A 15,842-nucleotide genomic window follows, 5' to 3' on the forward strand; every position below is an offset into this window, starting at 1 on the left:
ACGGTGAAAGGATCACCATCGGGGCTTTTTTTCATAACACGCTTAGATTCTGGCCACGCCGGTATCCCTTGCGGCCTGTGCGACCGCTTCGGCCACCGCCGGTTTAACCTTCTCATTGAAGGAATCCGGAACGATGTAATCCGGCCGGAGCTCCTCTTCGGGAATGACATTCGCAATCGCCTTCGCCGCCGCGATCTTCATCTCGTCGTTGATGTCGCTTGCGCGGACGTCCAGCGCGCCGCGGAAGATGCCCGGGAACGCCAGCACATTGTTGATCTGGTTCGGGAAGTCGGAACGGCCGGTGCACATGATGCGCACGCCCGCTTTCTTCGCCTCGTCCGGCATGATTTCCGGCACCGGATTCGCCATTGCCATGATGATCGGGTCGGCCGCCATGGTGCTGATCATCTCCGCGGTCAGCACGCCCGGCGCAGACACGCCGATGAAGACATCCGCACCCTTGATGACGTCTGCCAGCTGGCCCTTCTTCATCTGCAGGTTCGAAATCTCCGCCATCTCGGCCTTGATCGGGTTCAGGCCCTCGCGGCCCTTATAGATGGCGCCCTTGGTGTCGCAGAGAACCGCGTTCTTGAGGCCCATCTTCATCAGCAACTTGGTGATCGCGATGCCCGCCGCGCCCGATCCGCTGACGACAACCTCGATATCGGAAAGCTGCTTGCCGACCAGCTTCAGCGCGTTGAGCATACCGGCCAGCGTGACGACAGCCGTGCCGTGCTGGTCATCGTGGAAAATCGGAATATCACAGACCTCTTTGAGTCTTCTTTCAATTTCAAAGCAGCGCGGAGCCGAGATGTCCTCCAGGTTGACGCCGCCGAACGAACCGGCCAGCAGTTTAACCGTATTGACAATCTCATCCACATCGTTGGAACGGATGCAGAGCGGGAACGCGTCGACATCGCCAAACTCCTTGAACAGGACGCATTTGCCCTCCATAACCGGCATGCCCGCTTCCGGGCCGATATCGCCGAGTCCGAGAACAGCGCTTCCGTCGGTGACGACCGCCACCAGGTTGTGTCTTCTGGTGTAGACATACGAGAGGTCCACATCCTTGTTAATCTCAAGGCACGGCTCCGCAACGCCCGGTGTATAGGCGACTGCCAGATCCTCACGGTTTTTAAGCTTGGAACGGCTGGTCACTTCGATCTTGCCGGCCCACTCTCTGTGCTGCTGCAGTGCGAATTCTTTCTTATCCATGAAAATGATACCTCCTGTTTATTATATCTTTGAATATGTTATACAATGGAATCGATGGTGGCTCTGATCGCCTGCGCGGACTTCATCAGCATGGAACGCTCCTCTTCGGAGAAGTCGCTTTCCAGCCGGCGCAGTACGCCGCTGCGTCCCACAATCGTCGGCAGGGAAAGGCTGACGTCCTGCAGCCCGAACGTGCCGTCGGTCATGCTCGAAACATTCAGCACCGCGCGCTGGTCCTTGATGATGACCTCGGCAATCTTCGCAATGGCCGATGAGATTGCAAAATAGGTCGCGCCCTTGCGCTCGATGACCTCCGCACCTGCGCTGCGGACCATCTGCTCGATCCTCTTTTTATCGATGTTGATGTTGGTGCCTTTGCAGTACTCTTCCAGTGTCAGTCCGGCGATCCGAACGGCGCTCCAGACGGCAAACTGGGTCTCGCCGTGCTCGCCTGCAATGAATCCGTGGATGTTGCGCACATCGACACCCGCTTCCTCGGAAAGCAGATAGCGGAAACGTGCCGTATCCAGCACCGCGCCGGTTCCGAACACCCTGCCCTTCGGCAGTCCGGATTCCTTGAAGATTTCATAGGTGAGCACATCCACCGGGTTGGCAACCACCAGAATGACGCCGGTGTTGTAATATTTCATGATCTCCCGCGTAATTCCCCGGGCAATTTCGGTGTTCTTCTGAGCCAGCTGCATACGGGTTTCACCGGGCTTGCGGTTGGCGCCCGCCGTCACGATGATGATGTCGCTGTCACGGACCTCCTCGAAGCCTCCCGCATGGATGAACATCTCGCCCATAAAGCTCATGCCGTGCGCGATGTCCCTTGCTTCTCCCTCTGCTTTATCCTGGTTGATGTCAATGAGCACAATTTCGGAGGCAAGGCTTTTGAGCGCCAGCGCATAGGCGGTGGATGCCCCTACGAATCCCGCTCCGATCACTGCGATTTTAGATCTATTTGTTATCATGATAATTCTCTCCAGTTCATGCGAAAAATCGTACTCTCCCATTATACTGATTTCATATTGTTAATTCTATGTCAAACATGTAAAGCTTTTATTGGATTTCATGATTTTTTATGTCAACTATATCTTGTTTGAGAAGATGAAACCGAATGATTGTCCTGTTCTTAATATGATTCCGTCTTGAGTCTTGTTCAGGAAAAACATTCAAAAACTTGGTCTTCATCTAAAATAAGATCATTAAAGCGTACACTATTTTTAAAACGACTTATACTTGGGAATCATATTCTTATGAGTTTTAATGAATAAACCAAATAAAAACAGACCCTATCTCTGCCAATTGCTTGAGATAGAGCCTATTTTCATTCACTGCTTCAGCCTTCCGGCTTCCACACAGTGTTTCAATCTAAAATATTTCGATATAAGCTTCCATACCGCAAAAATCAATAACACGATGCTAATCCACTGAGATGTAGACAAACCTCCAATAAAACCGCGTATTACATCCCCCCGATAGAACTCCAAAACAAAACGTACTGCTGAATAAATAATCATATAAATGTAGAGCAAGCATCCCTTTTGTCTTCTTTTAGAAAACAACACCAGTAAAACGAAGAAGATGCATAAATTGCATAACGCTTCTATGAGCTGGATCGGAATTCTGACAACGCCGTTGATGTCTGGCTGCAAAGTATTATTATATACGATAAATCCCCAGTCGCTTTCCATCCCATAACAACATCCGCCAAGAAAACATCCAACCCGCCCGAATGTATGGAAAAGAGGGACTGAAACGGCAAATATATCTAATATCTCCCCGGTTTTCAGGGACTTAGAATATTTAGAATGGATGCAAACACCGATTGCAGCTCCTATAAAACCGCCATAATACACCATTCCTCCGAAATACTGTCCAAGCTGATATAAAAACTGCTTGGCATCGTATTGGGATATGTGTTTAAATAATTCTATCAAATTTTCTATATTGGTCATTCCGTACATTAAATGACCGCCAATTAGCATTCCCATTCCCATTGTTACCATAATCAGTACGATATCCTCAAAACAAATTTTATATTTTTTTCCCAGTATAAATGCAATTAGTCCGGATAACAGCATTCCAATGGTAGCCATTATGGCGTATGTACCGATATCCCTTCCATATATATTAAAGCTTGGAAACATGATAACTCCTTTCGTAAAAAAGCAGCCCTTCTGCAGAACAGAACGGCTGCTTTTTTCTTATTGGTTTCTAGGCATCCACCTCAGAACAGCGAAGAAACGCCACTAGAAGCCGCTGCACATGCTACGCACAGGGTGCAGGACAAAAAACCAATCGCTGCAAGAATAAGTCCGATAATAGACAGTACCATGCCTGCGGTTCCAAGTCCTGTAGGAGCCCCTGCTGCGACAGCCATTTTATTGCCTTTCGCCGCACAAACGATGCCAATGATTCCACTGATCAACGCCACAATGTTAATCATATAAAACCACGCAAAGACAATCGCAACAATTCCTAAAACCAAACCTGCAATCGATAAACCCTTACCACTTCTTTCCACAAAAAAACCTCCTCTAAGTTTTATAAAACTCGGAGAAGGTTGTAAATTTATTTTTATTCTCCGAGTTTTGGGCAAAAGCCATCCTCAGAGGTTTTATCTTTATAAAGGTTACCACATTTTTTTTACAAAAGTCAAACAAATTCTTCTATTTTCTCTCTTTTTTATTTAAAGTATATGCATGTTTTTTCACTGAAAGGAAATGTCTCGCCATCGTCTTCACAGCATGCCGACCGCGCCGACCGCACTTACGCATCCGTCCGCCGCCGCGGTGATGAGCTGCCGCACATCCTTGGTACGGTTGTCCCCTGCCACAAAGATACCCGGCATATTGGTCCTGCAGTCCTCGCCCGCTTTGATATAGCCGTTTTCATCGAGCTCCACCAGATGTTCAAAGATCTGATTGTTCGGCTGAAGCCCGATTGCGACAAACACGCCGGAAACGGAAAGCGCGGCCGATTCCTGGGTCTTGACATTCTGCACCGTAAGCCCGGATACCGTGCCGGCGCTCTCGCCGTCGATACGCTCCACAACATGGTCGTACAGAATCTTCACGTTTTCCCTCGCCTGGAGCTTGTCAATCAGCACCTGATCCGCACGGAATTGATCCCGCCGGTGGATGACATAGACCGTCCGGCAGATGTTTGAAAGGTAGATCGCATCATCCACCGCTGTGTTGCCGCCGCCGACCACCGCAACATCCCTTCCCTTATAGAACGCGCCGTCACAGGTTGCGCAGTAGGAGACGCCCTTTCCCGAGAATTCGGCTTCGCCCGGTTTATCCAGCAGCCTGCGCTTGACGCCGGTTGCGATGATCAGCGTGCGCGCCTCATAGGTGTTCTGCTTGGTTTTGATAAGCTTGATCTCACCATCCAGCTCAATCGACACGACGGTTTCAAACAGCACCTGCGCGCCGGCCTTGGTCGCCTGGTCATAGAGGTTCTGCGAAAGCTCCACGCCCGAAATGGCCAGATAGCCCGGATAATTTTCAATCTCCGGCGTATTGACAATCTGCCCGCCGTATACATTTTCCTCCACTACCGCAACCGATTTTCCCGCCCTGGTCGCATACACCGCCGCCGTCAAGCCCGCGATACCCGCACCAATAATCATAACATCGATCATGCCGTTTCCCCCTTATTCATTCGTATGTAGGTATAGTATACCACAACATCGATTCCATTTCGAGCACAGACCACAGCTTTGCTCCTCAATTCTGTTTTCTCTTGTAGGATACCCACATTCTATCACATTATTTGCGGCAGGGATGTGACTTTGTTACAAAGGGACATTCCAAGTGTCTACTCATAAGTGTTTGGATAGGGTCCTGTAAATGTCGATTGGAATATATCCACACAGTCTCCTTCCGTTCCCGTACGTCCAAAAGGACCTGCGGCAGCTGCCGCAGGTCCCTTTTATTTGTGAAAATTTGTGCTTAAATACCGTTGAGGATATCGAGCTTGATTCTGACAAGGTCAAAGATGTTGATCCTGCCGTCATGGTCGTAATCGGCGGCCTGACGCTGCGCAAGCTCCACACGCTCATCCGCGCTGCCAAGGTTTGACTCAAACCTGCCGAGGATGATGCCCTTGGTGAGTATCAGGTCGGTGAGATTCATCGCGGAATCTCCGTCCACATCGCCGGCCACCGAGAGGTACAGAGTATCCTTGATCGTTGAGTCAATGACAAGCCGCAGCTGATAACCGGTTGCAAGCTGTCCTTCGCCGCCGATGTAAGCGCCGCTGACATCGGTGACCTGGAATTCGCCCACGCCGTTGGTGGTACCCAGCTTGGCAATCAGCTCATTGACGGTGGTGCCGACCCCAATCTTTGTGACGGTGCCGGTTTCACGGTTGACGTCGATGTCTTCAGAGGTTGCGATGATTTCATCCGGCACCTTTTCTTCAGCGCCCAGCGTAACCTTCGGCTCAATCCAGTCGACGTTGCCGTTTCCGTTGCTGGTGCTCGGGCTGCTGTATACCGCTTCCAGACGCAGCTCCTTGACGCCCTTGATATCGACGTCAAAGTCATAGGCCTCGCTCTTCACGTTCATCCCGCCGGAGGTCGCAAGCTTCACGCCGTCGCCGTAAACATTGAAGGTCGCGCCGACCGATTTACTCCATTTACAACCGTCGATGCCCACCTTAGCGGTGAAGCGTTCAACCGTCAGATCGCTGAGATCATAGTAGATGTTCGAGTTTGTGTTGACGCCGAAGCCGTTCGTATAATAGACCTGCTGTCCGTCTACCCTGACGCTGAGCCTTGTGGTCGGCGTCCCGCTGGTGACGGCATAGCCGTTCGTGATCTTGCCCCATCCGGACGCGGATTTGCTCAGATATGGATATTCGGTCAGCCAGATGTATTCGGCTTCCTGGAATTCAATGGTGTAGGTCTGGGAAAATCCAAACGAATTGGTCGCCACGATGGTCGCAGTTCCCGGAATGCTTTCTGCCTGCGTCACGGTCAAGGTGACGTCGTCGCTGGCCGGCACGGCGGTGATCTGCGGGACGGCCGAGTCGGCTTTCTTCATAAAGGAATAGGAGGTGACCGCGTTATCGAAGCCCTTGATGGATTCGCCGTCCATCTGGATATCGCTGAGCAGCGCGGTGGAATCCTTGAATACCGTCTTGCTGTCGGCAGTGATCTCCTCTGAGGTCATTGCCGAGATGGGTTTCATGCGGTAGAGGAAGGTGTACGAGCCTTCGTTCGGCATGGTGTACTGCATCTGGACCTCCGGTCCGCAGCTGCCGGTTCCCAGGCCCATCTGATGCAGATCGAGGGTCACGACGGTGTTCTCGGTCTTCTGCACCTGATAGCCGTGCCGGACGCCGTCCATCGCTTCGGCGGTGTAGTGCAGCGCACCGCTTTCCATCAGTGTATCGGGACTGCTTGCGAACATCAGGCCGTCGCCCTCGTCGTCGGTGATGGCCATCCATCTGACATCGGTCTTATTGCCGGTTTCCTGCGGCTTGATGTAGTCATAGTACTGCTCTTCCACGGTGCTCTGATAGACGCCGACGTCGTAGCCGGTCTTTCTGTCCCAATAGTTCTCAAGCGGGCCGCGGCCGTACCAGTTCATGTTTTCAAAGCCCTTGGGCATCTGCAGCCGGACGCCGAAACGCGGGAACATGTTCAGGTTGGCGCCGCCGACCACGGTATCCTTGACGATGATGTCGCCGGTCGGATAGACCGTGTAGGTGATGGCGTTCTTGGAGTTGTTCGCGCTCGGCATGGTCTGCTGAACGGTGATCATGACGACCTTGTCCTGCACACTGACGCTGACGTCGTCCACCGTCATATCCCTGACGGCGTTCCGCCATTTCGTATCCTGTGTTTTATCGTTGTCGGTCGGCGCTCTCCAGAAGTTTGGCTCCAGTGTATCCGCAAGGAATTCCTTGCCGTTCTGGGAAATTGAGGTGATTTCACCCGCCGCCTTGTCAAAGGTCAGCGCAAAGCCGTCGGCGGCGGTGATGGACAGGGTGTTTTCATCCTGCTCGACCTTCTGGAATGCATTCATATCTTCGGCGTTCAGCTCCGGCAGGGTTCCCTCTCCTTCGCCGAGCTCGAGCTCAAACTGTTCGGAAGCGATCACATAACCGGCATCCGCCCAGGAGACGTCCTCCTTCAGCGAGAACTCGATGTTCAGGAAATAGTCGACGCCCTTCTGTACCGTCTCAAGCTCGTACGGTACGGTGACATCCGCGCTGGTCGGTCCGTTGGCGGCGGCGCCCGCGACATCGGCGGTCATATCGCCGCTGCCGATCTCTGTGCCGTCGGCCATCAGCGACCAGTGCATGTTGTATTCGTTTGTATTGACGCCGAGGCCCTCGTTGGTGATGGTGACGATGCCGTTTTGCGCATCCTTCAGCGCCATCTGAATGTTTTGGTACTGTTTCTTGATCTCTGCCATCTCCGGCTTCGGTTCGCCGTCCGGGCCAAGCAGACCGTTTGCACAGAAGTTGTTCTGACCTGTGCGGTTGCCCCAGTCGCCGTCATAGCCGAAGAATTTCTGGGAAGGATTTCCGACTTCCGGCGTTTCGACGCTCTGATCCTTCCAGTCCCAGATAAATCCGCCCTGCAGGTTTGTATAAGAACGGATGATATCCCAATAATCGCTCATGCCGCCGCCGGAATTGCCCATGCTGTGCAGGTACTCGCACACGACATATGGCTTGGTGCCGCTTCTTCCGTAGCTGGTGAACGCGCTGTGATACGGGTACATGGTTGACTGCACATCGCAGGACGCGTTGTTGAGTCCCTGATAATGCACGATTCTGGTGCCGTCTCCCGAATGGAAGTAGTCCAGCATCTGCTGAATGGACCTTCCGCCGCCGACCTCGTTGCCCGGCGACCACATGATGACCGACGGGTAGTTTTTATCCCGTTCCACCATGTTCATGGCGCGGTCCATCGTCTGCACAATCGCGAACGGCTGGTCTCCGGGAACGTTGCTCTGACGGCCGTTGTGGGACTCCGCGTTTGCCTCGTCCATGATATAGATGCCGTATTCGTCGCACAGGTCATAGAATTTCGGATCATGCGGATAATGGGAGGTTCTGACCGCGTTGATGCCGTTCTGTTTCATAAGTTCCACATCGTGGATCATGGTTTCCATCGTCTGATGATGTCCGGTCCAGCTGTCCATTTCGCCGGCATTGACGCCCTTGACGTACAGATAGCTGCCGTTGAGCTCCAGATGCGCCCTGTTGGTGCCCCGGTCTGCGACATAGACTTCGCGGAAGCCGACGCGCACACAGGTGGTTTCAATCGCCTTCTCGTTGTTTCTGAGCTGCAGCACCAGCTTATAGAGGTTCGGCGTCTCCGCCGACCAAAGCTGCGGGCTTTCCACAAATTTGGTCATGCTCACCGTCGCCTTATTGCCGTCAAAGCGGATATCGGAAGCGCTCATATCGTCGAACACCAGGCTGCCCTGGGGATCATAGAGCTTTCCGGTAACGGTCAGACCGTCCTTCAGCGCGTCGGACGCGCCGAAATCCCTGAGATCCACGTCGACGTTCAGGTCCGCGTTGACATATTCGTCGTCGAGATCGGTCACAACCGTGAAGTCGCGGATCTCAACCTGATCCTTGCTCTGCAGGTAAACGTCGCGGTAGATGCCGGACAGGCGGATCATGTCCTGATTTTCAATCCAGCTGCCGTCGCTCCAGCGGTAAACCTCCGCGGTCAGCGTGTTCGATTCGCCGGGCACGATGCAGTCGGTGATGTTGAACTCCATCCTACCGGTGCTGTCCTCCGCATAGCCGACCTCCTGGCCGTTGACCCACAGGTACATGGCCGAGCTGACGCCCTCGAAGACAATGAAGGTTTCCCTGCCGTCCCAGTCCGCGCTGACATCAAAGGTTTTGCGGTAGGTACCCACGGTGTTGTAGGTCACCATGGAATAACCGATTCCAACGCTTTCGGTATAGCCCGGCACGCCGTCGGTGCGTTTCATCGCGGTCCACGGATAGGCCTGGTTGCAGTAGGTGACCTGGTCGTATTTTTCTTTTCCGGTTTCGGTCCAGTTGAGCTGCCAGTTGCTCGGAACGGTGATGTCGTCCCAGTCCTGGTCGTCAAAATCCTGATTGACCACATCCGGGTTGGCCGCACGGATTCTGCCCGCCACGCTGTCCGCGAAGCTGAACTTCCAGGAACCGTTCAGGTCCTGATAGTACGGAGATTTGGATTCGTCGCGGTCAAGCGCCGACTGTTCGTCCGCATAGCTGAAGAAGGTTGCCCTTGCGTCCTCCCGGTTGACCCGCACGGGGTTGCTGGACGTGTTGCCCCCATTAAATTCCGTGTCCGAAAACATCGATGCGAAGGATGTCAGGCTCAGACTGGTCGCCAGCATCGCGCCTGTCAGCGCAACCGAGATGATTCTTTTTTTCATTGACATGTTTTTCACCTCTGTCTCTTTTTCACAGTGCCGATGGCCGCTGTTCCCCCGTTTTATACATACACCTCATTGCACGGTCTCACCATCGAATTTTATGATTTCAATTTCGATTGATGATTGTTTCACGACTAAAACAGGAAGCCGCTTCCATATTCAGCATTGCATGTTCATTATACAATGGAGATCGTGAAAAATCAATGAATGAATCATGCATGATTTTATGCTGCGAACGTTTTTCAACGCCAAACCTCGATTGGAAATTCACTCTTTATCCATATATTCAATCTATATATTCTTTACATCATAGCATTGTACATTTATTTGGATAAAATATACACCTCTTCGTTTCACTTGAAAAATAGTCACCAAACTACTGTTCTTATTTTTGTGCAATACTTTGTAACCGCCGTTTTGAATATGATGAACAGGTGAAGAATCGTAAACTTTTGATGACCTTGGTGTCCCGTTCCTTCCGCAGTTGAAAAGCGGTTATTGGTGCTTTTGCCGCATCATGATAAGCCATACTGAAGATGGACCGACGATTCCCCTTGCGCCGCATATACCCGTCATAAGAGAAACGAGGTCCGTTGTGCTTCTGTATTACCGCGGTACAACGGTGACTGCCAAGATATCATGGTCGAAATACAAAACCACTGTGCCGCAGGCTACAGCCATCGCCAAGCGCCTTATAACAAACAGAGATAAAGCGCACCCAGCTCTGGAAAAACAGACAGGAGAAGGCTTTGTCCCGATGATCGGAATGAAGCCTTCTCCTGATATATCAAAGAATTCTATTAGCAGATCTCCTGTTAACAGGCTCGCCGTTTTCAAAGCTCGCCGGACATCAGCGAGGACATCATACAGACGACCGAAGCGCCGGCGTCCATCACCTGCGCGGCGTTTTCGCCGGTGATGCCGCCGACCGCCCAGATGGGGATGCACACAGCACCGGCAAGCTCCCGGACAAAGGAAAGGCCGCGTCCGGGAAGCCCCTCTTTGCAGGCTGTCTCAAAGATGTTTCCGGCCAGTACATAGTCTGCGCCCAGCCTTTCGGCCTCGACAGCCTCCTCGAGCGTATGGATGGACACGCCCTTTAATCCGAAGTCCCGGATGTCTTCATGCTGCTCCAGAAACTGCGCATACGGCAGATGAATGCCGTCGGCATGCACGGCGCGCGCGACGTCCACAAAGCTGTTGACAATCAGCGGCTTGTGGTAATATTCGCAGAGGGTGCGAAGCTTTCCCGCCAGATTGAGCGCTTCCCGCGCCGGAAGATCCTTCTCGCGCATGATCAGGTAGTCGACGCCGCTCTGCAGCACCTTTTCGATGCGGGAAATAAAATCCTCGCGGCAGAGCCTGCGGCTGGTGATACAGCAGATCATATCAGATTCACGTCCTCGCCCTTCATGATGCGGTTCATGTTGCGCATTGAACAGAGCTTGCCGCACATCGTACAGCAGTCCTCGCCTTCCGGCGTGGAGTTTTTGCGGTAGGAGCGCGCCTTTTCCTCGTCGAGCGCAAGGCTGAACATCTCTTCCCAGTTGAGCGCCTGACGCGCCCTGCTCATCTTGTCGTCGATCTCCCGGGCATGCGGGACCTTCTTGGCGATGTCCGCGGCGTGCGCGGCAATCTGCGAGGCGATGATGCCTTCCTTGACGTCCTCGACATCCGGCAGCCTCAGGTGCTCCGCCGGTGTGACATAGCACAGGAAATCCGCGCCTGCCGCAGCCGCAATGGCGCCGCCGATGGCCGAGGTGATGTGGTCGTAGCCCGGCGCGATGTCGGTGACCAGCGGGCCGAGGATATAGAACGGCGCGCCGTGGCAGAGCCGTTTTTCCAGCTTGACGTTCGCCTCGATCTCATCGATGGCCATGTGGCCCGGCCCCTCGACCATGACCTGCACATCCTGCTCCCAGGCGCGGCGGGTCAGCTCGCCCAACGTGATCAGCTCGGCAATCTGCGATGCGTCGGTCGAATCGTTCGTGCAGCCCGGGCGCATCGCGTCGCCGAGGCTCAGCGTCACATCGTATTCACGGCAGATCTTCAGCACCTCGTCGAAGTATTCATAGAACGGGTTTTCGCTGCCGGTCAGCTCCATCCAGGTGTAGAGCAGAGAACCGCCGCGCGACACGATGTTGGTGATGCGCGGGTTGTTTTTGAAGGTTTCGGCGGTCCGGCGGTTGATGCCGGCGTGGATGGTCACAAAGTCGACGCCGTCCCTTGCGTGGGTGCGCAGGACATCCAGGAATTCCTGGGCCTTGATGTCCTTGAGATCGCGGTCATAGAAGCCGATCGCGTCATAGATCGGCACCGTGCCGATCATCGCCGTGGACTCCTCGATCAGCCGGCGGCGGAACTCCTGCGTCTTGCCGAAGGAACTGAGATCCATGATCGCGTGCGCGCCCATCTTGACCGAGAGCCGCACCTTGTCCAGCTCCATATCGATGTTATGGCAGTCGCGCGAGATGCCGAGATTGACGTTGATTTTGGTGGACAGCCCCTCGCCGACGCCGTCCGGAATCAGGCTTTTGTGGTTTTTGTTGGCCGGGATGATGATCGTTCCGGCCGCGACGCGCTGCATCAGGACGTTCTCGTCCATAAATTCCTTCTGGGCGACCGCCTTCATTTCCGGGGTCAGAACGCCCTGTTTAGCTGCCTGCATCTGTGTATGGTACATCGTGATACTCCTTTATGATTGATTTGATCTGGCGGATGCGCTCTCCGAGGTCATCCGCCAGCAAAAGCCCGCCGATCATCGCAAAGCACAGCGGAACGCCGGCATCACTGGTGGCTTCGAGAAGCAGCCGCAGATTCTCCGGGCTGATCCCGCCGATCGCGACCTGCGGAAGCGGGATGTTTTCACAGGTGTATCGGAGATAATCGACCGAATTGCACGGCTCGAGGTTCCGCTTGGTGTCGGTTTCGAACATCGGCCCGACGCCGATGTAGTCCGCTCCCTGTTGCAGCGCCTTCTGCGCCTGCTTCTCGTTGTGCGTCGAGACGCCGATAATCATATCGCCGGAAAGCTTCCGTGCCTTCTGGACCGGGAGGTCCTCCTGCCCCAGATGCACGCCGTCCGCTTCGCACAGCAGCGCGATGTCGAGATCATCGTTGACGATGAAGGTGCATCCGTATTCGCGTGTCAGCGCGCGCAGCTGCATGCATTGTTCGAGCTTTTCGCGCTTGCTTTTCTCCTTTTCCCGGTACTGCAGCACCCGGATGCCGTTTTCGAGCAGCTCCCTTGCGACCTCGATGTTGTCCCTGCCGCCGCACAGCCGCTCGCAGGTGATGGCGTAGATCTCCCAGCCGATATATTCGATCTGCCTGAGCGCGCTTTTCTCGAGATTGTACATCAGGAAGCGCAGCTTTTCATACTGCTTGCTGAGATCGTACTGCTCGATCAGCTTGAGATTTTCCTCGATGACCCGGATGGCCTCCTCGGCCCGCTTGAAGTTTGCCATCAGCATGTCCTTGCGGCCCGTGCGGCGGTCGTCGCCGGTCTCCATCGAGGTGGCGCGTCCGACGTCGCCCTGGCTGTCCCGGCAGCGGACCAGCTCATCCGAGCAGTAGGTTCTTCGCAGCCTGTGCCGGATATCCCGCAGCTGCCGGGACAAACCCTGGTTGTTCAGCTCGAAGCGGAAGTAATCCTCGAGCACCCGCACCCCTTCGCAGGCGCGGTTGATGTTCGCATCGATGATACGGTGGATCATAGTGTCCTCCTTGTATGGTGTTGCGCGGCGTTTATGCCGGCGCCGGACAGCCCTTGACAGCTGTCAGCGCCGCATCCAGTTTCCTTCAGTCTTCGCCTGTCTGCGGGCACCGCGCGACGCCCCGACGGGTCAATGTTCCGGCGCGGACTGTTGACAGGCGGTTTCGTCATCCGACATAGAGGTAGTCGTTAAAGACATATTGGTAACCGCGGCTGGTCAGATACTGCTTATACTCCTCGACCGAGCGTGAATCGGAAATTTCGAACTGCTCGTCGCCCTTCTGTTCGCTGTCATGCCCGCCGATGCCGGTGTGAACGCCGGCGGAAATCTTGGTCGGAGCCAGCCCCAGGCAGTTGTCGCGGAACGCGGCGCTCTCCCGGGTTGACAGGTTGATGCCGGAGAACGGCATAAAGATGCGCAGCGCCAGCATGACCTGCAAAAGGTCGGCGTCGTGCACCTGCTCGAACCGGGTGTGCTCGCCGCCCGCACACGGGCGAAGCCGCGGCACCGAGAAGCAGACCTCCGCGGCCGGATAGCGGCGCTGCAGCAGATAGCCGTGCATGCCGGTTGCGAACGCATCCTTGCGGAAGTCCGAAAGGCCCAGCAGCGCGCCGATGGACACGCCGCGCAGCCCGCCCATGAGCCCGCGCTCCGGCGCGTTAAATCGGTAGGAATAGACCTTCTTCGGGCCGCTCAGATGCACCTCGTCGTAGCGGGCGGTGTCGTAGGTTTCCTGATAGACGCTCAGGTAATCCACGCCCAGCTCGTGCAGGTAGCGGTATTCTTGAGTTTCAAGCGGATAGATTTCGATGCCGACGTTGTTGAAGTATTTCTTCAGGATTTTGACGCCCTCGCCGATGTATTCGACGCTGCTCTGATGCCGTGACTCTCCTGTCAAAAGCAAAATATCCTGCAGCTTGGTCTTCGCGATGTTCCGCGCCTCAGTCTCAATCTCCTCCAGGCTCAGCTTGGCGCGGTGGATGTGGTTGGATTTGTTGAAGCCGCAGTAGCTGCATCCGTTGACGCAGTAGTTGGCGATGTAGATCGGAGTGTACAGCCCGATGTTCTTCCCAAAGTGCTCAAGCGTCAGCCGCTGTGCGCGCCGGGCCATCGGTTCCAGATAAGCTGAGGCCGGTTTGCTCAAGAGCACCTTGTAGTCTTCAAGGCCCAGCGTGTCCTTTGCGAGGACGTTCTCCACATCCCGGGCGGTGTACATGGAAAAATCAAGCGTTTTATATTCCTCTAAGAGGATATCCATGATGGGGCGTGACTGCATTGTTTACACCCCCAAAAATCCGGTCAGCGGGGAGGAGGCTTCCCCTTCATAGCCCAGTACCCGTCCGGCCCCCGCGAGAAACGCGGCGCGGCCGGCTTCGACGGCGTTTTTGAAGGCTTCGGCCATCATCACCGGGTCGCCTGCGCTGGCGACGGCGGTGTTGACCAGTACGGCTGCCGCGCCCAGCTCCATCGCTTCACAGGCCTGCGACGGCTTGCCGATGCCCGCGTCCACCACAATCGGCAGGTCAATCTCATCGATCAGCATGCGGATGTGCTCCCGGGTAGAAAGCCCCTTATTGCTGCCGATCGGCGCGCCAAGCGGCATAACCGCCGCCGCGCCAGCCTCGGCCAGCTGTCTTGCGCTGACCAGGTCCGGGTTCATATACGGAAGGACCGTGAAGCCCTCCTTGACGAGGATTTCGGTGGCCTTGATGGTTTCGACGTTGTCCGGCATCAGGTATTTGGAATCCGGCACGACCTCGATTTTGATCCAGTTCCCGCAGCCGAGCTCGCGGGAGAGCCGTGCGATGCGCACCGCTTCTTCGGCGTTGCGCGCACCGGAGGTGTTCGGCATCAATGTGATGCCGTCCGGAATGCAGTCGAGGATGTTGCCCTCTCCGCCGACGTTCGCGCGGCGCAGCGCGAGTGTGACGACCTGTGTGCCGGCGGCACGCAGGACGGGTTCCATTAGGTTCAGTGGGAACTTGCCGGTTCCCAGGAAAAGGCGGGAGGTGAATGCCTTTCCGCCCAATTTCAGTGTATCTGCCATGTGGTTGTTCATCACCTTTAATTAAATTCAGCCATCTTTCGGCCGGGTGTTTTGGCCGCCTTCTTTGCGGCGGGACGCATACATTCCGCACCGATATGCGGCGGTTTTCCTTTATTGTGCCAAAGTGCTTTGGCAAGGCAACGATCCCTCTCTTTTGCCGCAAAGAGAACCAGAAAAAAACATCCAAGGATCTGTCCTGCGCGAAGCCATCGGCTAGGCGGGATAAGCATTGATTATCTCAGGCTGTCAAAAAAGTGACAAGCGCTATTTCTGTCTGCCGGGATATATGCGCCGCTGTTGCTCAGCGGGCTTGCTTTGTCTGCCAAGTGACACTTGGCTCGGTGTTCGTTACTTCTTTGCGCGGCCAAAGAAGTAACCAAGAAAGGCCGTTCAAGGGGGCCATGCAGTGTGCCGCTCCTAGCCAGATGGCCCCCTTGAAAATCCCCT

Annotated in this window: 11 protein-coding genes; all 11 read right to left on the bottom strand. The window is 54.8% G+C overall.

Annotation, left to right across the window (positions count from 1 at the left end; genetic code table 11):
• Positions 1 to 42: 42 nt before the first annotated feature.
• The 11 genes from BN348_RS10620 to BN348_RS10670 all read right to left on the bottom strand — a co-directional run bounded on the left by BN348_RS10620 (position 43) and on the right by BN348_RS10670 (position 15,395).
• Entirely contained in the window at positions 43 to 1,215 is a 1,173-nt protein-coding gene (locus BN348_RS10620) for an NAD(P)-dependent malic enzyme (protein WP_040197957.1), read from the bottom strand.
• A gap of 38 nt (positions 1,216 to 1,253) precedes the next feature.
• On the bottom strand, positions 1,254 to 2,189 hold the full coding sequence (locus BN348_RS10625; protein WP_040197958.1) for an L-lactate dehydrogenase: 936 nt from the start codon (positions 2,187 to 2,189) through the stop codon (positions 1,254 to 1,256).
• A gap of 360 nt (positions 2,190 to 2,549) precedes the next feature.
• Positions 2,550 to 3,368, bottom strand: coding sequence for a prolipoprotein diacylglyceryl transferase (locus BN348_RS13325; RefSeq protein ID WP_052446891.1), 819 nt, complete (start codon positions 3,366 to 3,368; stop codon positions 2,550 to 2,552).
• 80 nt (positions 3,369 to 3,448) lie between these two features.
• Positions 3,449 to 3,745 carry a hypothetical protein gene (locus tag BN348_RS10635; protein WP_040197961.1) on the bottom strand — a complete coding sequence of 99 codons (297 nt, stop codon included), beginning with the start codon at positions 3,743 to 3,745 and terminating at the stop codon, positions 3,449 to 3,451.
• Positions 3,746 to 3,961: 216 nt separating this feature from the next.
• Positions 3,962 to 4,867 carry a thioredoxin-disulfide reductase gene (trxB, locus tag BN348_RS10640; RefSeq protein ID WP_040197963.1) on the bottom strand — a complete coding sequence of 302 codons (906 nt, stop codon included), beginning with the start codon at positions 4,865 to 4,867 and terminating at the stop codon, positions 3,962 to 3,964.
• A 310-nt stretch (positions 4,868 to 5,177) separates the two neighbouring features.
• Positions 5,178 to 9,632, bottom strand: a complete 4,455-nt coding sequence (locus BN348_RS10645; protein WP_197068340.1) for a glycoside hydrolase family 2 TIM barrel-domain containing protein — start codon at positions 9,630 to 9,632, stop codon at positions 5,178 to 5,180.
• Positions 9,633 to 10,465: 833 nt separating this feature from the next.
• Positions 10,466 to 11,020 (bottom strand): thiamine phosphate synthase, encoded by a 555-nt coding sequence (locus BN348_RS10650; protein ID WP_040197964.1) that lies wholly within the window; start codon positions 11,018 to 11,020, stop codon positions 10,466 to 10,468.
• Complete coding sequence (thiC, locus tag BN348_RS10655) at positions 11,017 to 12,315, bottom strand: phosphomethylpyrimidine synthase ThiC (RefSeq protein WP_040197965.1); 1,299 nt, start codon at positions 12,313 to 12,315, stop codon at positions 11,017 to 11,019. The genes BN348_RS10650 and thiC overlap by 4 nt, the downstream gene beginning before the upstream one ends.
• Positions 12,287 to 13,348, bottom strand: a complete 1,062-nt coding sequence (gene thiE, locus BN348_RS10660) for a thiamine phosphate synthase (RefSeq protein ID WP_052446893.1) — start codon at positions 13,346 to 13,348, stop codon at positions 12,287 to 12,289. The genes thiC and thiE overlap by 29 nt, the downstream gene beginning before the upstream one ends.
• 166 nt (positions 13,349 to 13,514) lie before the next feature.
• Positions 13,515 to 14,624, bottom strand: a complete 1,110-nt coding sequence (gene thiH, locus BN348_RS10665; protein ID WP_040197966.1) for a 2-iminoacetate synthase ThiH — start codon at positions 14,622 to 14,624, stop codon at positions 13,515 to 13,517.
• A gap of 3 nt (positions 14,625 to 14,627) precedes the next feature.
• Positions 14,628 to 15,395, bottom strand: coding sequence for a thiazole synthase (locus BN348_RS10670; RefSeq protein WP_040197967.1), 768 nt, complete (start codon positions 15,393 to 15,395; stop codon positions 14,628 to 14,630).
• Between the last annotated feature and the right edge of the window lie 447 nt (positions 15,396 to 15,842).

Source organism: Candidatus Soleaferrea massiliensis AP7, assembly GCF_000820765.1.
Classification (GTDB): Bacteria; Bacillota; Clostridia; order Oscillospirales; family Ruminococcaceae; genus Soleaferrea; species Soleaferrea massiliensis.

What these genes read in the sequence shown, in the direction of transcription:
- thiE (WP_052446893.1), bottom strand. Translation starts at nt 13,348, where the DNA reads ATGATCCACCGTATCATCGATGCGAACATCAACCGCGCCTGCGAAGGG.
- thiH (WP_040197966.1), bottom strand. Translation starts at nt 14,624, where the DNA reads ATGCAGTCACGCCCCATCATGGATATCCTCTTAGAGGAATATAAAACG.
- trxB (WP_040197963.1), bottom strand. Translation starts at nt 4,867, where the DNA reads ATGATCGATGTTATGATTATTGGTGCGGGTATCGCGGGCTTGACGGCG.
- BN348_RS10620 (WP_040197957.1), bottom strand. Translation starts at nt 1,215, where the DNA reads ATGGATAAGAAAGAATTCGCACTGCAGCAGCACAGAGAGTGGGCCGGC.
- BN348_RS13325 (WP_052446891.1), bottom strand. Translation starts at nt 3,368, where the DNA reads ATGTTTCCAAGCTTTAATATATATGGAAGGGATATCGGTACATACGCC.
- BN348_RS10645 (WP_197068340.1), bottom strand. Translation starts at nt 9,632, where the DNA reads ATGAAAAAAAGAATCATCTCGGTTGCGCTGACAGGCGCGATGCTGGCG.
- thiC (WP_040197965.1), bottom strand. Translation starts at nt 12,315, where the DNA reads ATGTACCATACACAGATGCAGGCAGCTAAACAGGGCGTTCTGACCCCG.
- BN348_RS10625 (WP_040197958.1), bottom strand. Translation starts at nt 2,189, where the DNA reads ATGATAACAAATAGATCTAAAATCGCAGTGATCGGAGCGGGATTCGTA.
- BN348_RS10670 (WP_040197967.1), bottom strand. Translation starts at nt 15,395, where the DNA reads ATGGCAGATACACTGAAATTGGGCGGAAAGGCATTCACCTCCCGCCTT.
- BN348_RS10650 (WP_040197964.1), bottom strand. Translation starts at nt 11,020, where the DNA reads ATGATCTGCTGTATCACCAGCCGCAGGCTCTGCCGCGAGGATTTTATT.